Annotated in this window: 18 protein-coding genes; 15 read left to right on the plus strand and 3 right to left on the minus strand. The window is 73.6% G+C overall.

Going from position 1 to position 20,576, the window contains the following annotated elements:
* Positions 1–42: 42 nt before the first annotated feature.
* The 3 genes from LQK89_RS06415 (at position 43) to LQK89_RS06425 (ending at position 2,859) form a co-directional block, all read left to right on the plus strand.
* The gene (locus tag LQK89_RS06415) at positions 43–933 is read left to right on the plus strand and encodes an NUDIX domain-containing protein (RefSeq protein WP_231050525.1); all 891 of its coding nucleotides are present in this window, start codon (positions 43–45) and stop codon (positions 931–933) included.
* Positions 934–1,081: 148 nt separating this feature from the next.
* Positions 1,082–1,831 carry a phosphotransferase enzyme family protein gene (locus LQK89_RS06420; protein ID WP_231050526.1) on the plus strand — a complete coding sequence of 250 codons (750 nt, stop codon included), beginning with the start codon at positions 1,082–1,084 and terminating at the stop codon, positions 1,829–1,831.
* Positions 1,832–1,908: 77 nt separating this feature from the next.
* The gene (locus LQK89_RS06425) at positions 1,909–2,859 is read left to right on the plus strand and encodes a DnaJ domain-containing protein (protein WP_144801543.1); all 951 of its coding nucleotides are present in this window, start codon (positions 1,909–1,911) and stop codon (positions 2,857–2,859) included.
* Positions 2,860–2,884: 25 nt separating this feature from the next.
* Here the strand turns inward: LQK89_RS06425 and LQK89_RS06430 are convergent, their stop codons facing one another.
* Positions 2,885–3,247, minus strand: a complete 363-nt coding sequence (locus LQK89_RS06430) for an RNA-binding S4 domain-containing protein (RefSeq protein WP_231050527.1) — start codon at positions 3,245–3,247, stop codon at positions 2,885–2,887.
* Between the two features lie 44 nt (positions 3,248–3,291).
* Here LQK89_RS06430 and LQK89_RS06435 point away from each other — a divergent pair, with 44 nt between their 5' ends.
* Together LQK89_RS06435 and LQK89_RS06440 are read left to right on the plus strand one after the other, a co-directional pair.
* Entirely contained in the window at positions 3,292–3,564 is a 273-nt protein-coding gene (locus tag LQK89_RS06435; RefSeq protein ID WP_231050528.1) for a hypothetical protein, read from the plus strand.
* A gap of 96 nt (positions 3,565–3,660) precedes the next feature.
* Positions 3,661–4,839, plus strand: a complete 1,179-nt coding sequence (locus LQK89_RS06440; protein ID WP_144801537.1) for a hypothetical protein — start codon at positions 3,661–3,663, stop codon at positions 4,837–4,839.
* Here the strand turns inward: LQK89_RS06440 and LQK89_RS06445 are convergent.
* The gene (locus tag LQK89_RS06445; protein WP_231050529.1) at positions 4,836–6,380 is read right to left on the minus strand and encodes a S1C family serine protease; all 1,545 of its coding nucleotides are present in this window, start codon (positions 6,378–6,380) and stop codon (positions 4,836–4,838) included. The two genes, LQK89_RS06440 and LQK89_RS06445, sit on opposite strands and share 4 nt — an antisense overlap.
* 235 nt (positions 6,381–6,615) lie before the next feature.
* Between LQK89_RS06445 and LQK89_RS06450 the strand changes: the two genes are divergently transcribed.
* The 7 genes from LQK89_RS06450 to LQK89_RS06480 all read left to right on the plus strand — a co-directional run bounded on the left by LQK89_RS06450 (position 6,616) and on the right by LQK89_RS06480 (position 15,076).
* Entirely contained in the window at positions 6,616–7,617 is a 1,002-nt protein-coding gene (locus LQK89_RS06450) for a FecCD family ABC transporter permease (RefSeq protein ID WP_144801532.1), read from the plus strand.
* On the plus strand, positions 7,614–8,594 hold the full coding sequence (locus tag LQK89_RS06455; RefSeq protein WP_144801528.1) for a FecCD family ABC transporter permease: 981 nt from the start codon (positions 7,614–7,616) through the stop codon (positions 8,592–8,594). The genes LQK89_RS06450 and LQK89_RS06455 overlap by 4 nt, the downstream gene beginning before the upstream one ends.
* 222 nt (positions 8,595–8,816) lie before the next feature.
* Positions 8,817–11,282: a glycosyltransferase family 2 protein gene (locus LQK89_RS06460; RefSeq protein WP_231050530.1), complete on the plus strand. Its 2,466-nt coding sequence runs from the start codon at positions 8,817–8,819 to the stop codon at positions 11,280–11,282.
* The gene (locus tag LQK89_RS06465; protein WP_231050531.1) at positions 11,282–12,931 is read left to right on the plus strand and encodes a chitinase; all 1,650 of its coding nucleotides are present in this window, start codon (positions 11,282–11,284) and stop codon (positions 12,929–12,931) included. The genes LQK89_RS06460 and LQK89_RS06465 overlap by 1 nt, the downstream gene beginning before the upstream one ends.
* Positions 12,932–13,129: 198 nt before the next feature.
* The gene (locus tag LQK89_RS06470; RefSeq protein WP_058742405.1) at positions 13,130–13,609 is read left to right on the plus strand and encodes an FHA domain-containing protein; all 480 of its coding nucleotides are present in this window, start codon (positions 13,130–13,132) and stop codon (positions 13,607–13,609) included.
* A complete protein-coding gene (gene ftsR / locus LQK89_RS06475) occupies positions 13,609–14,313 on the plus strand; it encodes a transcriptional regulator FtsR (protein ID WP_144801519.1) in 705 nt (234 codons plus the stop codon). The genes LQK89_RS06470 and ftsR overlap by 1 nt, the downstream gene beginning before the upstream one ends.
* Positions 14,314–14,515: 202 nt before the next feature.
* Positions 14,516–15,076 carry a MerR family transcriptional regulator gene (locus LQK89_RS06480; RefSeq protein ID WP_058729221.1) on the plus strand — a complete coding sequence of 187 codons (561 nt, stop codon included), beginning with the start codon at positions 14,516–14,518 and terminating at the stop codon, positions 15,074–15,076.
* A 416-nt stretch (positions 15,077–15,492) separates the two neighbouring features.
* On the opposite strand, the gene LQK89_RS06485 is transcribed toward LQK89_RS06480, so the two are convergent.
* On the minus strand, positions 15,493–16,305 hold the full coding sequence (locus LQK89_RS06485) for a ParA family protein (protein ID WP_058742403.1): 813 nt from the start codon (positions 16,303–16,305) through the stop codon (positions 15,493–15,495).
* A gap of 60 nt (positions 16,306–16,365) precedes the next feature.
* Between LQK89_RS06485 and LQK89_RS06490 the strand changes: the two genes are divergently transcribed.
* From LQK89_RS06490 to LQK89_RS18030, 3 genes are all read left to right on the plus strand, one after another.
* The gene (locus LQK89_RS06490; RefSeq protein WP_231050532.1) at positions 16,366–19,776 is read left to right on the plus strand and encodes a pyruvate carboxylase; all 3,411 of its coding nucleotides are present in this window, start codon (positions 16,366–16,368) and stop codon (positions 19,774–19,776) included.
* A 1-nt stretch (position 19,777) separates the two neighbouring features.
* Positions 19,778–20,272: a peptide deformylase gene (locus tag LQK89_RS06495; protein WP_231050533.1), complete on the plus strand. Its 495-nt coding sequence runs from the start codon at positions 19,778–19,780 to the stop codon at positions 20,270–20,272.
* 139 nt (positions 20,273–20,411) lie between these two features.
* Entirely contained in the window at positions 20,412–20,543 is a 132-nt protein-coding gene (locus LQK89_RS18030; RefSeq protein ID WP_257222091.1) for a hypothetical protein, read from the plus strand.
* The last annotated feature ends 33 nt before the right edge of the window (positions 20,544–20,576 follow it).

Here is a 20,576-nt window from a genome sequence, read left to right on the forward strand (position 1 = left end):
CGTCCGCAGTCATCGAGGGGGCCCGTGTGCCAGGGTTGACGGGTGCCAGATCCGACGCCTCCCGGACCCCCGCCCGGTCCGCGCGACCCCGGCGACGCGTGGGCGGTCGGACCCGACGGGACGAAGGCGTGGGGCCGCTTCGGCGCCGCCGGCCTGCTCGTCGACGACGGCCACGGCCGCGTGCTCCTGCAGCACCGCGTCGAGTGGAGCCACCACGGCGGCACCTGGGGCATCCCCGGCGGCGCCCGGCACCAGGGCGAGGACGCCGTCACCGGCGCGCTCCGCGAGTCCGCGGAAGAGGCCGGGGTGCCCGAGGACGGCGTCGACCTGCGCCACACGGCCGTGCTCGACCTCGGGTTCTGGACCTACACGACCGTGGTGGGCCGCGCCTCCCGGCCGTTCGACCCGGTGATCGCGGACCGCGAGAGCCTCGCGCTGTCCTGGATCCCGCTCGACCAGGTCGTCGACCTGCCGCTGCACCCGGGCTTCGGCGCCTCGTGGCCGGCGCTCCGCGACGCCATCACGACCACCCCGCACGTCGTCGTCGACGCCGCGAACGTCGTCGGCAGCGTGCCCGACGGCTGGTGGAAGGACCGTGCCGGGGCCGCGTCGCGACTGCTCGCGTCCGTGTCGGCGCTCGCCGCGGCCGGGCTGTCCGCCGACGCCCTCGGGCTCGGCTTCGACCGGTGGTGGCCGCGCTGGACCGTGGTGCTCGAGGGCGCCGCGCGCGGTGCGGACGACCCCGGTGCGGACGTGGCCGTGGTGCGCGCCGAGGGGTCCGGGGACGACGCCGTGGTCGCGGCGACGGCGGCCGCGGTCGATGCGGGCGACGCGCCCGTCGTGGTCGTCACGGCGGACCGTGAGCTGCGTGAACGCGTCGGGGCGCTCGGGGCCGAGGTCCGCGGTCCCGGCTGGTTCCGCGAGCAGGGCTGAGCGACCGCCGGGCTCCGGTTCCGGTGTCGCCGGGCTCCGGTTCCGGTGTCGCCCTGCGACGCGCATCGTGACCGAACCGTGACGGAGGGGGCTCCGTGCCGATACGCTGGCGCCCACGTCGACGGGGACGTGCCGACAGGAGGTCACGATGGAGCGTGTCACGAGAGCCGACGACCGCGTCCACCGCCCAGCCGGGCCCTGGACGCCGACGGTGCACCAGCTGCTCACGCACCTGCACGAGCAGGGCTTCGTCGCGGCGCCCGAGCCCATCGCCCTCGGCGACGCGCTCGAGACGGTCACCTTCGTGCCCGGCGTCGCGGGGAACTACCCGTGGAGCGCCGAGATCGCGAGCGAGGCGGCGCTCGTCACCTCCGCGCGCCTGCTCCGGCAGTACCACGACGCCGCGGCCACGTACCCGCGCAGCGCGACCGACGTGTGGTCGCAGGCCGAACGCCTGCCGGTCGAGACGATCGTGCACGGCGACTTCGCGCCGTACAACTGCGTCTACGACGGCATCGCGGCGGTCGGGCTCATCGACTTCGACACCGCGCACCCCGGTCCGCGGGTGTGGGACGTCGCGAGCGCGGTGTACCGGTTCGCACCGTTCACCACCGGGCAGGTCGAGGGCAGCACGGCGCCGACCCTGGACGAGCGACTCGAGCGGGCCGCGGAGTTCTGCCGCGCCTACGAGCTCGACGACCGGTCCCGCGGGGTGCTCGTCGAGACGATGACCGCCTCGCTCGTCGCCCTGGTGACGACGATGGAGACCGAGGCCGCCGCCGGCAACCCGAAGTTCATCAGCGACCTGGAGCACGGGCACGCCGAGCTCTACCGGGCCGACGTGGCGTACATCGAGGCGAACGCGGACGCGATCCACCAGGCGGTCACCGCGCTCTGACGGACGGACCGCGCCCAGGCAGCGTGCAGCCCGCACGCGGCGGTCTCCGACGGATCGTCCGGTAGCGTCGGGAGGCCATGACCGACAGCCCGGCCGACGCCACCCCGTACGAGGTGCTCGGCGTCCTCCCCACCGCCGACGACGACGAGCTCCGTCGCGCCTACCGCCGGGCCGCCCGCGAGTCCCACCCCGACCTGGGCGGGGACGCCCGGCGCTTCCGGCAGGTCCAGGTCGCGTGGGAGCGCATCGGCACCCCGGCCGCCCGTCGCGCGTACGACGCCGGGTCCCGGGCGACGTCGGGGTCCGCCGGCACGAGCGGGCCGTCCGGGTCGTCGAGCTGGCGGAGCGACCCCGGCCGCGACGCGTACGCGCCGCCGGCCGCCCGTCGTGACTCCCGTCCGCGCGCCCGGTCGCACGGCCACCCCGGTGGCCGGTCCCGCGAGGTCTTCCTGCAGGCGGAGCGCGAGTGGGTGGGACTCGGCGACCCGATCGACGACCCCTACGACCCCGTGCTCGTCCGTTCGGCACCCCGACACGTCCGGCGCCTGCTCGGCGAGGCCCTGGCGGAGGAGGCGACCGCGTCGATCGTCGCGGACATGGGCATCGGCGTGACCGTGTGGCACGACCTGGACGCCGGCGCCGAGGGCAAGCTCGACCACGCCGTCCTCACCACGACCGGGCTCTGGGCCGTCGAGTCGATCGACTGGGGCGGCGCCGTCCGCATCGAGCACGGCGAGGTCACCGGCGAGACCCTGGCGCCGGGGGAGCGTCCCGTCAAGGAGCTCGTCCGGGCAGCCCGTGCCGTGCAGAAGCAGACGCGCGTCCGGTTCACCGGCAGGCTGCTCGTCGTGCCGGACGCCGCGGTGGACGAGGACGTGCAGGTCGTCGGGCCCGCGCGGAAGCCGACGGCCTTCGTGGTCCGCCGCAGTGCGCTCCGGCAGGTCCTGAACGGCGTGTGGTCCCCGGAGGGCAACGTGGACGTCTTCGCGGTGCGCGACCAGCTGCAGCAGACCGTCCGCTTCGTCTGACCGCGCGCTGCGCGGGGGGACCGCCTCAGTACCCGCGGAGCTTCTCCAGGTCCCGGCGCTCCCGCTTGCTCGGGCGTCCGGCGCCGCGCTCTCGGGTCGGGACGAAGCCGGCCTCCTCGCGGGGGAGCCGCGGCGGGGTGCGGTCCTCGAAGTGCTTCGCGGCCTCCGGGGCGCTCGTCCGCTTCAGGATGACGCCGCGGACGACCACGATCCGGTCGAAGCCGTTCTGGCGGACCCGCACCTCGTCCCCGGGGGCGACCGGCTGCGCGGCCTTCGCCCGCTCGCCGTTCACCCGGACGTGCCCGGCCTTGCACGCGGCGGTCGCGGCAGAGCGGGTCTTCGTGATCCGCACCGCCCAGATCCAGCTGTCCACGCGCGCCTTCTCCACCAGACCACCCTACGCGGCCGTGCCCGCGTCCTAGGCTCACAGCCGTGCCCCAGCCCGCAGCGACGCCGTCCGACCCTGCCGCGCTCGCTCGCGCCCGCGCCCTCGCGGTCCTCGCCGCCGCCGCCCCCGGGGACCGGCTCGTCGTCCGGGCACACCACGGCGACGGCGCCCGGGACGCCCTCGGCGAGCTCGTCGCCCGCACCCCGACGACGGTGTCGATCGCGACCCGCCGTGGCACCGTCGTCGTGCCCCTGGACGCCGTCGTCGCCGCGAAGCCCGTCCCACCACCCCCGGCACCACGCCCCCGCCGCACCTGACCCCGCGCCGGAACCGCCCGTACCGCGCCGGCCCCACCTCGCCCCGCTGCGGCGAGGCGACCCGGCCACGCAGCAGCCCACCCGTAGCCTCGGGGCATGGTCGTCCCCGTCCCGCTCGGCACCGAGGACCGGACCGCCCGGCTGACCCTCCACCGCCCCGACCACTGGCACCGCGAGGACGCGCAGCAGGCGGACCTCCGCGTCACCGGTGACGACGTCGTGCTCACCGTCCGGTCTCGTCCGAGCGACCGGACGATCGCCGAGGAGCACACGAGCCTGCTCGAACGGCTCCCGGGCTCGGTCGAGGGGCTGCGCCTGATCGGCTCCGACGCGTGGACCGCGGCCGGCGCCCCCGCACGCCTCGTCGAGTACGTGCGGCCCACGGCGGACGAGTGGACCGAGGGCGGCGACGTCGCCGGTGCGCACCTGCTCTTCGTCACCGGTCGGCACCGGGTCGACGTCACCGTGGAACGTCCGCTCCGCCAGCTCGTCGCCACCGACGACCTCGTCTTCGCCGTGCTCGAGTCGGTCCGTGCGACCGAGCCGACCCCGGCACGCCCGCAGCGCGACCTCGAGCCGCTGCCCGCCCCCGCGCCCGCACCGGTCCTCGACGGACCGCGGGTGAGCGTCGCCGCACTCGCCACCCTGCAGGGCCTGGTCGGCCGCCGCTGGAACCCCACCCTCCTCCGCACCGAGGCGGGCCGCGAGCTCGTCGAGGCCGGCCTCGTCGGCCGGCTCGGCACCCTGCCCGAGTCCACGCAGGCGCTCCTCGCACCCTGGCAGGAGGGCACCCAGCCGGTCACGCTGGAACAGCACCTGCCCGACGGGCGGCGAACGCGCCTCCAGGCCTGGTCCGACACCGTCGTCGACGGGACGGACGACGTCGTGGTCGGCTCCGCCACGCCGGAGCGGGTCGTCGCGCTGCTGGCCGGGAGGCTCGGCATCGGTCCGACGTGGACCTTCCCGTTCCGCACGGGGTCGCTCCGGGCGGACCTGCTGGGTCGCCGCGTCGGCGGCGGCACCGACGTGCCGGACCTGCCCGCGTCGATCGCCGAGGGCGACCCGCGGCTGGCCCGGTTCTGGTCCGCCCCGTGGACCGTCTCGCACCTGCTGCGTCCCGGCCGTCCGGAGCCCGTCACGATCGTGCACGCGACCGGGCACGGATTCGCGCGCGTCGGACGCACGACGGCCGGGGAGACGTCCTTCCGGACGGACTCCCCGGCCAACGTGTACCGGAGCGTGGTGCGCGCGGTGCTCGCCGCGCCGACCGCCTAGGCGGCCGGACCCGCGGTCAGGGTGACCGTGACGGTCTTCGCGGCGCCCGTGGCGTCGGTGTAGCCGACCGTCACCTCGTCACCCACCGAGTGGGCGCGGATCGCCGCCGTGAGGGCGTCGCTCGAGGTGACCGCGGAGCCGTCCAGGCTCGTGATCGTGTCGCCCTCGGTCAGCCCGGCCAGGGCGGCGCCCGAGTTCGCGACCGTCCCGGCGACCGCGACGCCGCCGCTCGTGGCGGTGCCGCTCACCTCGACCCCGAGGAACGCCGGCAGGCCGATCGTGATCGTGTCCGACGCGTGCCCGGCGAGGATCTCGTCCGCGATGGACTTCGCCGTCGCGATCGGGATGGCGTAGCCCGTGACGTCCGCCGACCCCGAGGACGCGGCGGTCGCCATGCCGACGACCTCGCCCTCGCTGTCGAGCACCGGGCCGCCGGAGTCACCCGACACGATGTCCGCGGCGACCTGCAGGAGCCCCTGCAGCGACTCGGTCCCGGTGCCGGACTCGCTCTGCACCTGGATGTCCTGGTCGGTCGCGGTCACGGTGCCCTGGGCGGACACCAGGTCACCCGTACCACCGGCGTTGCCGACGTCCGTGATCGCGTCGCCGGTCTTCGCGCCGCCGTCGTCGTCCAGCGTGACCGTGGAGAGCCCGGAGGCGTCCTTGAGCTTGAGGACGGCGACGTCGTGCGTGGCGTCGGTGCCGACGACCTCGGCGTCGTACTGCTTGCCGGTCGTCTCGTCCGTCACGGTGATGCTCGTCGCGCCCTGCACGACGTGGTTGTTCGTCAGGATCGTCCCGTCCGAGGTCAGGATCATCCCGGTGCCGGCGGCCTGCGACGACGCGTCGTAGTTGAGGACCGTGTCGATCGTGACGACGCCCTTCTTCTGCGCGGCGGTCGCGGCGGTGGCGGCCGACTCGGTCGCCGTGCCGGAACCGGTGCCCGTCCCACCCGTGCCGCTGCCGCCGGTCCCGCTGCCGTCGCCGTACCCGGGGACGGTGAAGCCGTTCGTCCCGGACCCGCCCGTGCCCGTGCCGGAGCCGGTGCCGGGCAGGGTGCCCTGCGTCTGGCTCGACGTCGTCGTGGTGTGCTGCGTGGACAGGCCGAGTGCCGTGCCGCCCGCGGCGCCGAGGATCGCGAGCGCCGCGACGCCGGAGCCGATCACCAGGCCGAGCCGACGGGGCTTGCCGTTCTTCCCGGTGGTGTGCGCCCAGCCAGCGGCGTGCGCCCAGCCGCCGGCGTGGTCCGCAGTGGCGGCTGCCCCGGCCCAGTGCTGCTGGCCGTGCGCACCGGCGGGGTTGCCGAGCGACGCCCCGCCGAGGAGCGCCGCGGAGCCGACGAGGTACGGGCCGCGTCCGTCCTGCGTGTAGGCGTAGGGGCCAGACCCGTCGGCGCCGTACAGGTAGGGGCCGCTGCCGTCGAACGCGTACGCCGGGCGGAGCGTGGTGCGGTCGGCGTGCGGCGCCTCCCACTCGGTCCGCGGTGCCTGCTGCGCGTCGTGCTGGTCGTCGGCCGCTGCGGGGTTCGGGGTCTCGTTCATCGGTGCTCTCCGGTCGTCCTCGGCGCCCTGGTCGAGCGTCGTGGGACCCAGTACAGGCTCCGAACCCATGACGGACCTATGAACGAACCCGGTGGCTGCTCCGGGGTTCCTCGGGGGCCGCCGAGCAGGGTGCGCGCATAGGCTTGCACCACTGCCCATGCACGCGTCCGCCCCTCGCCCCCGTCCCCGTCCCCACCTCCGCCGCGCTCCGCTCCTCCGGCCACGGCCCGAACCGGTGTCCCGCGGACGACTCGTCGGCGCTGCGGTGACCGCCGTCGTCGTGCTCGCCGTCGCGGTGGCGCTCTCGGTGGCCTTCGGGTCGCGGCCGATCCCGCTCGGCACCGTCCTCGACACGGTCCTGCACCCGGGACGGCAGGATGAGATCGGGCTCATCGTGCTCGGCAACCGGGTGCCCCGCACCGTCGTCGGGCTGCTCGCCGGCTCCGCCCTCGGGGTCGCCGGAGCCGTCATGCAGGGCGTGACGCGGAACCCCCTGGCCGACCCGAGCGTCCTCGGCATCAACGCCGGCGCGGCCCTCGCGGTGGTGGTGGGCATCGCCGTGTTCGGCATCAGCGGCACCGCCGCGTACCTGCCCTTCGCGTTCGTCGGCGCCGGACTCGCCGCGCTCCTGGTCTACGGGGTCGCCGCGCTCGCCCGCCGCGGCCTCTCACCGGTCGGGCTCGCGCTCGCCGGGGCCGTCGTGGCCGCCGCCCTGTCGTCGATCACCACGGCGGTCCTCGTGACGAGCCAGAGCCTGCTCGACCAGCTGCGGTTCTGGCAGGTCGGGGCGCTCGCCGGCAAGGACCTCGGCACGGCCGGGGTGATCGCCGTGCCGGTGCTCGTCGGGCTCGTCGTCGCCGCCGGACTCGGCCGTTCCCTGAACACCCTCGCGCTCGGCGACGAGCTCGCGGCGTCGCTCGGGCAGCGGGTCGTCCTCGTGCGCGTCGTCGGCGGTGTCGTCACGGTCCTGCTCGCCGGGTCGGCCGTCGCCGCCGCCGGGCCGATCGCCTTCGTCGGCCTGGCCGTGCCGCACGCCGTCCGCCGACTGAGCGGTCCCGACCAACGCTGGACGATCCTCCTGTCCGCCCTCGTCGCGCCCGCGCTCCTGCTCGTCGCCGACGTCGTCGGCCGGGTCGTCGCGTACCCGGGGGAGCTGCAGGTCGGCATCGTGACCGCGCTCATCGGCGCGCCGGTGTTCATCTGGCTCGTCCGCTCGCGCGTGGTGACCGGCCTGTGAGCGCCGTCCGCCGCGAGGTCACCGTCCTCGGCGCCGTCCTCCTGGTCCTCGTCGCCCTGGTTACCGTCGGGCTCGGCGTCGGGGAGATCCCGCTCTCGCCGCTGCAGGTGGGCGCCGCGCTCGTCGGGCACGGCGACACGGTCTCCGACTTCGTGATCGGGCAGCTCCGCGGTCCGCGGGTCGCCGGCGCCGTGCTCGTCGGAGCGGCCCTCGGGGTCGCCGGGGGCATCGTGCAGAGCGTCGTCCGGAACCCGATCGCGAGCCCGGACGTGATCGGGATCACGTCCGGGGCGAGCGCGGCCGGGCTCACCGCGATCGTGCTGTTCGGCGCGAGCGGCGGGACGCTGTTCGCCGTCGTGGTCGTCGGGGCCGTGCTCGTGTCGATCGTGATCGCGGCGCTGTCCTGGCGGCGGGGGATCACCGGCAACCGGGTCGTGCTGGTCGGCATCGGGGTCGCCGCGATCTGCCTGAGCATCACGGGGTGGATGCTCACCTCGGGGAGCGTGCAGCAGGCGGGCACGGCGCTCCTGTGGTTGTCCGGCAGCCTGAACGCCGTCGACCGCGGGCTCGTCGGGATCCTCGGCGTCGCGGTCGTCGTCCTGCTCGCGGCCGCCCTCGTGCAGTCGCGCCGGTTGACGGTCCTCGCCCTCGGGGACGAGGTCGCGGCCGCACTCGGACTCCGACCCGACCGCGCGAAGGTGCTCCTGCTCCTGACCGCGGTGTGCCTGACCGCGGGGGCCGTGGCGACCGCGGGGCCGGTGGCGTTCGTGGCACTCATGGCCGCGCCGATCGCACGACGACTCGTCGGCAACGGGCGGGTCGCGCTCGGGGTCACCGCGGCGGTCGGTGCGGCGATCACGCTCGCGAGCGACCTCGTCGCGCAGTTCGCCATCCCGGGGAACGCGCTGCCGGTCGGCGTCGTCACCGGGGTCGTCGGCGCGCCGTACCTGCTCTGGTTGCTGGCGCGCGGGCGCTGACGCCGCCGGTCGCGGGCGCGCGCTGCTGCGTCCTCCCGCATGGTCCGCAGCGGCGTCGCGCAACGTCCTGACGGCTTCCCGCACGACACCCCGTCGACCCCCCGTCCGAGGGTCCCCGCGAGTCGACCGTCGGCCGTACGGTCGTCGCGACCGCACGGGCTCCCCGACAGCTCCCGACCCGACGGGCCGCTGGTCCACGTGCACCGAAGGACGACGACCGACATGACCGAACACCGAGGCGCCGCCCCCGCGCGACGCCGGCAGTGGGGTTCCGAGCGGCGGACCCAGCCGCTCGACACCCTGCACGCGCGACCCAGCGACCGGAAGCTCGTCTCCGGCCGGGTCGCCATCATCCTGACCATCGCCTTCTGGGTCGCCTACGTGGTCTACACCGTGATCCGGCAGTTCCTCGACTACGGCACGGAGAGCTTCCGCTTCACGACCGAGGCGCTGTCGTACCTGGTGGTCGTCACGTTCCTGACGTTCTCGGCGCTCATGCACCTGGTCGCCCGCCAGGGTGCCCTCGAGCGCTTCGCGACCCACGTCCGCGTGCCCCGCGCCGAGCTCGACCGCCACTTCGCGACCGGTCACACGGCACCGATGACCGTCCTCGTGCCGAGCTACGCCGAGGAACCCGACGTCGTCGCGACGACGCTCTGGTCGGCCGCGCTGCAGGAGTACCCCGCGCTCCGCATCGTGCTGCTCGTCGACGACGCCCCGTTCCCGACCGACCCGGAGACCGCCGCCAAGCTCGACCGCACCCGGGCCGTCGCCACGACGATCCAGCAGCAGCTCGCCGCACCGTCCCGTCGGTTCCAGGAGGCCCTGTTCGCGGCCGAGGTCGAGGCGTCCCGGACCCCGTGCGCGAGCGTCGAGACCCTGCGCGCCCTCGTCGAGCACCACCGCTGGGCGGACGCGTGGCTCCGGCGGCACGCCCGCGAGCACGAGGTCGTCGACCACGTCGACCACTTCTTCCACGACCAGGTGCTCACCGGGCTCGCCGACGACCTCCGGCTGACCGCCGAGGCCCTCGGGGCCGCGATCGACAGCGCCGTCGCCGGCGGGAGCACGGTCACCGAGGTCACGTCCGAGCGCGTGCTCGAGCTGCACCGCCGGCTCGCGTGGACGTTCACCGCCGAGGTCACGACGTTCGAGCGGAAGCGCTACGCGAACCTGTCGCACGAGGCGAACAAGGCGATGAACCTCAACGCCTACATCGGGTTGCTCGGCGGGGCCTACGCCGCCGAGGAGACCGCTTCCGGCACCGTGCTCCGGCCGGTCGCCGACGAGCCCGCCGCGGACCTCGTCGTCCCCGCGTCCGACTACCTGCTCACCCTCGACGCCGACTCGGTCCTGCTCCGCGACTACTGCCTCCGGCTCGTGTACTTCCTCGAGCAGCCAGAGAACGAGCGCGTCGCGGTGACGCAGACGCCGTACTCGTCCTTCCGGGGCGCGGCGACCCGCATCGAGCGGCTCGCGGGTGCGACGACCGACATCCAGCACATCCTTCACCAGGGCATGTCCCGGTACAGCGCGACCTTCTGGGTCGGCGCGAACGCCGTGATCCGGACGCGGGCGCTGCGGGACATCGAGGAGGTCGAGACCGTCGGCGGCTTCGAGGTCCGCCGGTTCGTCCAGGACCGCACCGTCATCGAGGACACCGAGTCGAGCGTCGACCTCGGCATGCACGGCTGGACCCTCGTGAACTACCCCGAGCGGCTGTCGTACAGCGCGACCCCGCCGGACTTCGGGTCGCTCGTCGTCCAGCGCCGCCGCTGGGCGAACGGCGGGCTCCTCATCCTGCCGAAGTACATCCGGCAGGTGCGCGAGCGTCGGGCCCGGGGCGAACGGGTCGGCGTCGTCGAGATGGCACTCCGTGTGAACTACATGGCGTCGATCGCCTGGGCGTCGTTCGGGCTGATCTTCCTGCTCGCCTACCCGTACGACTCGCGGCTCCTCAGCCCGATGGTCCTGCTCGCCGCGCTGCCGTACTTCTGGCTGCTCGGCAGCGACCTGCGGTACTGCGGCTACAAGCGCTCGGACGTGTTCCGGATCTACGGCTTCAACCTCGTGCTCATGCCGGTGAACGTCGCCGGGGTGCTCAAGAGCGTCCAGCAGATGCTCACGGCGAAGAAGATCCCGTTCGCCCGCACGCCGAAGGTCCGCGACCGGACGGCGGCCCCGGCGCTCTACGTCCTCGCCCCGTACGCGATGGTGCTGTTCTCGGTGTTCACGTTCGCCCGCGACGCCCAGGCGCACAACTGGGGCAACGCGGCCTTCGCGGTGTTCAACGCGGTCCTCGCCTCGTACGCGATCGTCGCGTACATCGGCGTGTGGAACTCGGTGGTCGACGTCTGGATGTGGGCGACGGCGTGGATGTACTACGACCCGGAGGCGCGGCGCTCCCGTCGCGAGGCCCGGAGGGCCGCACGGAGCGAGCGGCGCCGGGCGCGCCGCGGGCTCGTGCCGGAGCCGGTGGTCGTCACCGAGGACTGGCGCGCGGTGCTGTACTTCGGCGACCGCGGCCGGACCCTGACCGAGCAGCACGTCGTCACGCCGGGTCCGCAGGCCGTCCGGTCGCCGCACGTCGCGGCGCCGGACAGCCGCCGGGCGGCCCGCGCCGCCGAGCAGGGTCCCGTCCGCGCCGAGCAGGGACCGGCCCGCGCCGACGAGCGGAGCGCCGCCTGATGGCCGCGCGTCGCCTGTCGCCGCTCCGCGTGGCCGTCGCGGTCCTGGCCGTCGTCGCCGTCGGTGCCGGTGGGTACGTCGGCTTCGACCGCTGGCAGTCCGCCCACGCCGCCGAGTCCGAGAAGCCGTGGTTCGCGGCCTACACCGACGTGACGGTCACGCCGACCTTCGCGTTCGAGGACGTCAAGTCCGCCCGAGGCCGCGACGTCATGCTGTCCTTCGTGGTCGCCGACCACGACGCCGCCTGCACGCCGACCTGGGGTTCCGCGTACACGCTGGACGGCGCCGCGGACACGCTCGACCTCGATCGCCGGATCGCCCGGCTCGAGCAGCAGGACGGCGAGGTCGGCGTCTCGTTCGGCGGTCTCGCGAACGACGAGCTCGCGACGACCTGCACCGACCCGAAGGACCTCGTCGCCGCGTACGCGTCGGTGGTGCAGCGGTACGACGTCAGCACCGTCGACTTCGACGTCGAGGGCGACGACCTGACGAACCGTGCCGCGGGGGAGCGCCGTGCGGCCGCGGTCGCCGAGCTCCAGAAGGCACGCCGGGCGGCGGGGCACCCCCTCGCCGTGTGGCTGACCCTGCCGGCCGCTCCGTCCGGGCTGACCACGGACGGCACGACGGCGGTGTCGCAGTTCCTGGCCGCCGGCGTCGACCTGGCCGGTGTCAACGCGATGACGATGGACTTCGGCGAGGGGAAGGGGTCGAGCCAGAGCATGTACTCGGCCTCGGTGCAGACCCTGCAGGAGGTCCACCGGCAGCTCGGGGTCCTGTACGACCGCGCCGGCACGCCCCTCGGTGACGCGACGCTCTGGCGGAAGGTCGGCGCGACGCCGATGATCGGGCAGAACGACGTCCGTGACGAGGTCTTCGGGCTCGCCGACGCGCGGAAGCTGAACGCCTGGGCACGCGACCAGGGGCTCGGCCGGATCTCCATGTGGTCGCTCAACCGCGACACCACGTGCGGGACGAACTACGTGAACCTGTCGACCGTGTCGAACTCGTGCTCCGGGGTCGACCAGGGCGGCCAGCTCTTCGCGGACGTGCTCGGCAAGGGCTTCGGCGGCCGGATCACCGCGGCGGCCGGTGACGTGACGACGGCCGAGCCGAGCGCCACCGAGCAGCCGACGGACGACCCCTCGACGAGCCCGTACCCGGTGTGGAGCGCGGACGCCGCCTACCTCGAGGGCACGAAGATCGTCTGGCACCACAACGTCTACGAGGCGAAGTGGTGGACGTCCGGTGACCTCCCCGACGACCCGGTGCTCAGCGCGTACGAGACGCCGTGGCGACTCGTGGGCCCGGTGCTGCCGGGGGAGCGCCCGGTGCAGCCGCTGACGCTCCCGGTGGGGACCTTCCCGGCCTGGTCGGGCGAGGCGGTCCACGACACCGGCGACCGGGTCCTGTTCCACGGCGTGCCGTACCAGGCGAAGTGGTGGAACACGGGCGACAGCCCCGAGGCATCGACGAGCGACCCCGACGGGTCGCCCTGGGTGCGGCTCAAGGACGCGGAGATCGAGCGGATCCTCGCGGACCAGCGGGCCGGGAAGCCGATCCCGTCGTCGGCCGCCACCGGCGCGCCGTCCGCGCCGGCATCCGCTGCGCCGACGGGGTCACCGACCGCGTCGACGTCCGTCGGGCGGTGACCGGGCAGTGACCGACTCCTGGCCGGTCGGCGGCCTGGAGGCACGGTGCCAGCTGGCACCGTGCCTCCAGGCCGTCGTCGGTGTGTTCCCGGTACGTTCGCTGTACGCGTGATCCCGACTTGTCCACGGCCCCGTTCGGGGCTGCCGGAGAGCCACCCGTTTCCGATACGCTGGTGCGCCAAGAGGAGGAGGTCCACGATGCCAGAGCCAGTGGTTCCGCAGCCGGACGGTCAGAAGACCCCGGAACAGCGGCTGGTCGACACCACCCTGACCTTCAGCATGGACATGGGGGCAGCACTCACCGCGGAGTCGGGGGTCTCGACCGAGGAACGCGACGCGATCAACGCGCTGCCGTCCGGTTCGGCGCTCCTCGTCGTGCGCCGCGGTCCGAACGTGGGTGCGCGGTTCCTCCTCGACTCCGACGTCACGACGGCCGGACGCCACCCGGACGCCGACATCTTCCTCGACGACGTGACGGTCTCGCGCAAGCACGCCGAGTTCCTGCGGCACGGGACGGCCTTCAGCGTCAAGGACAACGGGTCGCTCAACGGCACGTACTTCGACGGCGTCCGCATCGACGAAGCGCTGCTCACCGACGGGTCCGAGGTCCAGGTCGGCAAGTTCCGGCTCACCTTCTACGCCTCCCGGGTCGACCTGGCGCGCCTGGCGAACGCGTAGTGGCGGCGCGGTCCGCCGCGGCCCGGGCGGGGTCCGCGGTCCCGGACCTGCTCACCATCGGGCAGGTCATCGCACGCCTCAAGCCCGAGTTCCCGGACCTGTCGAGCTCCAAGCTGCGCTTCCTCGAGGAACGCGAGCTCGTCACGCCGATCCGCACGGCGAGCGGCTACCGGAAGTTCTCAGCGGCCGACGTCGAGCGGCTCCGCATCGTGCTCGGCCTGCAGCGCGACCACTACCTGCCGCTCAAGGTCATCAAGGACTACCTCGCCGACCTCGACGCGGGGCGCGACCCCGTCCTCCCCGGTGGTGGGGACGCGCCGAAGCCGTCGATCCTCGCGCGAGAGCGGCGCTTCACGCGGGACGAGACCATCCGGGCGGCCGGGGCCACGCCGATGCTCCTGTCCGACGCCGTCTCGGCCTCGCTGCTCCCCGCCGCGGACACGTACGCCGACGACTCGGTCGCGGTGCTCAAGGCGCTCGTCGAACTGCAGCGGACCGGCATCGAGCCGCGGCACCTCCGCACCATGCGGGGCGTGGCCGAGCGCGAGGTCGGGTTGATCGAGTCCGCCCTCATGCCGGTGTCCCGTCGCGGTGACGCCACCTCGCGGGCGAAGGCCACCGAGCTCGCACGGGAGATCGCAGCGCACCTCGAGGTCATCCGGTCGAGCCTGATCCGCTCGGCCATCGGTCGTCTCGACGGATGACACCCCGGTCCATCGACCTGCTCCGGCGGACAGCTGCACCTGTCGGTCGTCGGTGGTCGGGGCGTATCCTCGACACGCCGGACGCGCCGGGGCGGATGTACCGGGCGCACCGCGTCCGAGTCGCTACCGTGGACCTCGGAACAACTCTCAACCCGTCGTTGAACCTTCGGGTGGGAGCTCGAACGTCGTGGAAGGCATGCACATGAGTGGGACTGACACCCCCGGTACCGAGTCCGAGATGACCCGGTACGACCTCGGCCTGCTCTTCACCGACGGTCTCCCCGAACACGACGAGCAGAACGGCTACCGCGGCACCGTCGCCGCCCGTGCAGCCGGCATCTCGTACCGCCAGCTCGACTACTGGGCCCGCACCGAACTCGTCCAGCCGACGATCCGCGGGGCCGCCGGCTCCGGATCGCAGCGGCTGTACGGCTTCCGCGACATCCTCGTGCTCAAGCTCGTGAAGCGTCTGCTCGACACGGGCATCTCGCTGCAGCAGATCCGCACCGCGGTGAACCAGCTCCGCGAGTCGGGCGTATCCGACCTCGCCCAGACGACGCTCATGTCGGACGGCGCCTCGGTCTACCTGTGCACCTCCGACGACGAGGTCATCGACCTCGTGTCCCGCGGCCAGGGCGTCTTCGGCATCGCCGTCGGCAAGGTCCTGCGCGAGGTCGAGAGCTCACTCGTCGAGCTCGACGCCACCCCGGCGGCCGACCCCGACGACGAGCTCGCCGCGCGCCGCGCTTCCCGCGCGTCCTGACGCCGGGGCGCGCCGCCGCCCCGCTTCGCCCGGGCGCTCGCGCGCACCCGCTCGTCCGTGCGCGGACCCGCCCGTGTGCGCACCCGAGCCTGTCTTCGCCGAGCGAGCCATTTCTGTCCCGACCGACGGGCGTGCCCGACCGGAAGTGCACGGTCGGCGAACAGCACGCGGCGTGTCCTGCTCGCTCGACGGGTACCGCAGTCCGTCCACACGGCGCCGCGGCCGAGGCCTCGGCTGCACGGCGCTCGACCGTGCGCGCGCGTGAAGCGGGACGACCGTCGGCGCCGAACGTGCAGGACACGCCGTGCGCTGACCGCGCTGTGTGCAATGGTCGTCGCCGGGGAGGGTCGAGCGGGACAGATCTGGCTCGCTCGCCGACGCCCCCCGGCCGACCCGCGCCGAGCCGCGCGACGGGCCTAGGCGGCGCCGCCCTCGGCGTACGGGCCGATCTTGCCCGTACGCATGATGCGCTCGAGCAGCTGGTCGAAGTTGCGCGCCATCTCCTGCGCAGACTCGCCGGGCCACACGTGCAGGGGCTTCGCGGCACCCTGGGCCTGCTGGAGCGAGGTGCGCTCGGGCAGCTGCGGCGACAGGACGAGCGGGCCGAACATGTCGCGGAGCTCCTTGATGCGGAACTGGTGCTCGAGCGACTGGACGCGGGCCCGGTTCACGATGATGCCGAGGGGCTGCAGCCGAGGGGAGAGACCGCGACGGATCTCCTCGATCGCGCGGAGGGCACGGTCGGCGGCCGCGACGGAGAACAGCCCCGGCTCGGTGACCACGGTGACGCGGTCGGACGCTGCCCAGGCGGTGCGGGTGAGGGCGTTCAACGAGGGTGCGCAGTCGATGAGCACGAGCTCGTAGTCCTGCTCGACGTTCGCCAGCGCCTCCTCGAGCTTCCAGATGTCCCGGATCGAGGGGTGCGGGCCGTCGAAGTTGATCGCCGAGGGGGAGCCGACGAGCACGTCGACCTTGCCCTGCGAGCCCTTCGTCCAGCCCGACGGGGCGATCGCCTGACGGACGATCTTCTCCTTCGGGTTCTCGAGGACGTCGGCGACGTTGAGGTGTCCGGAGATGTCGATGTCGAGGCCGGTGGAGACGTCCGACTGCGGGTCCAGGTCCACCACCAGCGTGCGCAGTCCCTTGGCGAACGCGGCCGAAGTCAGGCCGAGCGTCACCGTCGTCTTGCCGACACCACCCTTGAGGGAGCTCACGCTGAGTACATGCACGGTGAGCCACGTTACCGCCAGTAGGGTTGTGACACCTCAACCCGGGCTGAAAGGGACGTCGTGTTCAGCAAGATCCTCGTGGCGAACCGTGGCGAGATCGCCATCCGCGCGTTCCGTGCCGCGTACGAGCTGGGGGCGCGGACCGTCGCGGTCTACCCGTACGAGGACCGCAACTCCCTGCACCGCCTGAAGGCCGACGAGGCGTACGTCATCGGCGAGCGGGGCCACCCCGTCCGCGCGTACCTCGACGTCGCCGAGATCATCCGGGTCGCCCGCGAGTCGGGGGCCGACGCGATCTACCCCGGTTACGGCTTCCTGTCCGAGAACCCCGAGCTCGCGGCGGCCGCCGCGGCGAACGGCATCACCTTCATCGGCCCCGGCGAGCACGTCCTCGAGATGGCCGGCAACAAGGTCACCGCGAAGGAGCACGCGGTCGCGGCGGGTGTCCCCGTCCTCGCGAGCACCCCGGCGAGCCGCGACGTCGACGAGCTCCTCGCCGGTGCGGACGCGATCGGCTTCCCGGTCTTCGCGAAGGCCGTCGCCGGTGGTGGTGGTCGCGGCATGCGGCGTGTCGAGACGAAGGCCGAGCTCCGTGCCGCCCTCGAGGAGGCCATGCGCGAGGCCGACAGCGCCTTCGGCGACCCGACGATGTTCCTCGAGCAGGCCGTCATCCGGCCGCGGCACATCGAGGTGCAGGTCCTCGCCGACGCCACGGGCACCGAGGCCGGCACGATCCACCTGTTCGAGCGCGACTGCTCGGTGCAGCGCCGGAACCAGAAGGTCGTGGAGATCGCCCCGGCGCCGGACCTCGACCCGTCGATCGCCGCCGCCCTGCACCGCGACGCCGTCGCCTTCGCCCGGTCGATCGGGTACGTCAACGCCGGCACCGTCGAGTTCCTGCTGGACACCGAGGGCGAGCGCGCCGGGCAGCACGTCTTCATCGAGATGAACCCGCGCATCCAGGTCGAGCACACCGTGACCGAGGAGGTGACGGACGTCGACCTCGTGCAGTCGCAGATGCGCATCGCCGCGGGGGAGACCCTCGCCGACCTCGGTCTGACGCAGGACACCGTCAGCGTGCACGGCGCCGCGCTCCAGACACGCATCACGACCGAGGACCCCACCCAGGGCTTCCGACCGGACACGGGGCGCATCACCACCTACCGCAGCCCGGGCGGCGCGGGCGTGCGGCTCGACGGCGGCACGGTCGCGACCGGCGCGCAGATCAGCCCGCACTTCGACTCGATGCTCGCGAAGATGACCTGCCGCGGCCGGGACTTCCCGGCTGCCGTCGCCCGCGCGAAGCGTGCGCTGGCGGAGTTCCGCATCCGCGGGGTCAGCACGAACATCCCGTTCCTGCAGGCCGTGCTCGACGACCCCGACTTCGCCCGCGGCGACGTCTCGACGAAGTTCATCGAGGAACGCCCGCAGCTCTTCGGCGGCCACGTGTCGAAGGACCGCGGCACGAAGGTGCTCGGCTGGCTCGCCGACGTGACGGTGAACAAGCCGAACGGCGAGCGGCGCCCGCAGACCGTCGAGCCGAGCGAGAAGCTCCCCGCGGTCGACCTGTCGACCCCGCCGCCGGCCGGGCAGCGCGACCGGCTGCTCGCGATGGGTCCGGCCGCATGGGCCCGGTCGCTCCGCGAGCAGTCCGCCCTCGCCGTCACCGAGACGACGATGCGCGACGCCCACCAATCGCTCCTGGCGACCCGTGTCCGCACGAAGGACCTCGTCGCGGTGGCCCCGCACGTGGCCCGGTTGACCCCCCAGCTGCTCAGCGTCGAAGCCTGGGGCGGTGCGACGTACGACGTCGCGCTCCGGTTCCTCGGCGAGGACCCCTGGGAACGACTGAGCGCCCTGCGGGCCGCGATGCCGAACCTGCCGATCCAGATGCTGCTGCGCGGCCGGAACACGGTCGGCTACACGCCGTACCCGACCGAGGTCACCGACGCGTTCGTCGCCGAGGCCGCGGCCACCGGCGTCGACGTCTTCCGCGTGTTCGACGCCCTGAACGACGTGTCGCAGCTGCGTCCCGCGCTCGAGGCCGTGCTCGCCACCGACACGGCCGTCGCCGAGGCAGCCCTCTGCTACTCCGGCGACCTGCTCGACCCCGCCGAGGACCTCTACACGCTCGACTACTACCTCCGGCTCGCGGAACAGATGGTCGAGGCCGGCGCGCACGTCATCGGCATCAAGGACATGGCCGGCCTGCTCCGCGCGGGTGCGGCCGAGCGGCTCGTCGGCGCCCTGCGGGAGCGCTTCGACCAGCCCGTCCACGTGCACACGCACGACACGGCCGGCGGACAGCTCGCCACGCTCCTCGCCGCGGCCCGCGCGGGAGCGGACGCGGTGGACGTCGCGGCGGCCCCGATGGCCGGCACGACGAGCCAGCCGAGCATGTCCGCGCTCGTCGCCGCCCTGGCCCACACCGAGCGGGACACCGGGCTCGACCTGGCCGCGGTCGGCGCGCTCGAGCCCTACTGGGAGGCCGTCCGCCGCGCGTACGCGCCGTTCGAGTCCGGCCTGCCCGGGCCGACCGGCCGCGTGTACCACCACGAGATCCCGGGCGGGCAGCTCTCGAACCTCCGCCAGCAGGCCATCGCGCTCGGCCTCGGCGACCGCTTCGAGCAGGTCGAGGACTGGTACGCCGAGGCGAACCGCATCCTCGGTCGCCCGACCAAGGTCACGCCGTCCTCGAAGGTCGTCGGCGACCTCGCCCTGCAGCTCGCCGCGGTCGACGCCGACCCCGCCGACTTCGAGGAGAACCCCCAGAAGTACGACGTCCCGGACTCGGTCGTCGGCTTCATGGCCGGGGAGCTCGGCGACCTGCCCGGTGGCTGGCCGGAGCCGTTCCGGTCGAAGGTCCTCGCCGGGCGCGACGTCCGGCTCGAGGTCACCCCGGTGCCGGACGCCGAGCGCGCGCACCTCGCGTCGCCCGGTCCCGAGCGGCAGCAGGCCCTGAACCGGCTGCTCTTCCCGCAGCCCACGCGCCAGTTCGCGAGTGTCCGCGAGCAGTACGGCGACCTGTCCGTCGTCCCGACCGTCGACTACCTCTACGGCCTGCGCCCCGGACAGGAGCACGTGGTGCCGCTCGGCCGCGGCGTGAACCTGTTCGTCGGGCTCGAGGCGATCGGCGAGGTGGACGAGCGCGGGATGCGCACGGTGATGGCGACCCTCAACGGCCAGCTCCGCCCCGTGTCCGTCCGCGACCGTTCGGTCGAGGTCGAGACCAAGGCCGCCGAACGCGCGGACAAGGCGGACCCGAAGCACGTCGCGGCCCCGTTCTCGGGTGTCGTGACGCTCAAGGTCGCCGTCGGTGACGTCGTCGAGGCCGGTCAGGCCGTGGCGAGCATCGAGGCGATGAAGATGGAAGCGGCCATCACGGCGCCCGTGTCGGGCACCGTCGGCCGTCTCGCGATCCCGGCGACCCAGCAGGTGGACGCCGGCGACCTCCTGGTGGTGCTGCAGTAACGTGACCGTCCGTCCCATCCGCCTGTTCGGCGACCCCGTCCTCCGTTCGCCCGCCGACCCGGTCCGCATCGGTGCCGACGGCGTCCGTGAACTCGTGCAGGACCTCATCGACACCGTCAAGGAGCCCGGGCGCGCCGGTGTCGCCGCCCCGCAGATCGGCGTGGGCCTCCGGGCGTTCTCGTACAACGTCGACGGTGAGGTCGGGTACGTGCTCAACCCGGAGCTCGTCGAGGTCTCCGGTGAACCCGAGCTGATGGACGAGGGCTGCCTGTCCGTGCCCGGCCTGGGCTACCCGACCAGGCGCTTCCCGCACGCGAAGGTCCGCGGCGTCGACGTCGACGGCAACCCTGTGGTGCTCGAGGGCGACGGCCTGATGGCCGAGGCGCTGCAGCACGAGTGCGACCACCTCGACGGCACCGTGTACGTCATGACGCTCGACCCGGGGACCCGCCGGCAGGCCCTGAGGGACATCCGAGCGCAGGACTGGTTCCACTGATCGGGGGCGCGGGACCGCACGTTCCGTTGCGGTCTCCCGTGACACCCCTTCGCGGGATTGTCGGTTCGTCCTGACAAGGAGGTACCGTGTCCCGGTCGGCACCCACCGACGTGTCACCCCATCACCCAGGACGAGCACCATGGCCTCACAGAACGACGAGCTCAGCTCTCACCGCACCCGCACCAACCGCCGCCCCGAGCCGGTCCCCGTGGCGACCGCCGCGACGGGCGTCATCGCCGACGTCGACATGGAGGTCGCGCAGGCTGGCTGAGCCGGGCGCGGCGCCGCGGCGCCGTCCCGACTG

Origin of the sequence: Curtobacterium sp. C1, from assembly GCF_021049325.1 — a bacterium.
Lineage (GTDB): Bacteria > Actinomycetota > Actinomycetes > Actinomycetales > Microbacteriaceae > Curtobacterium > Curtobacterium citreum.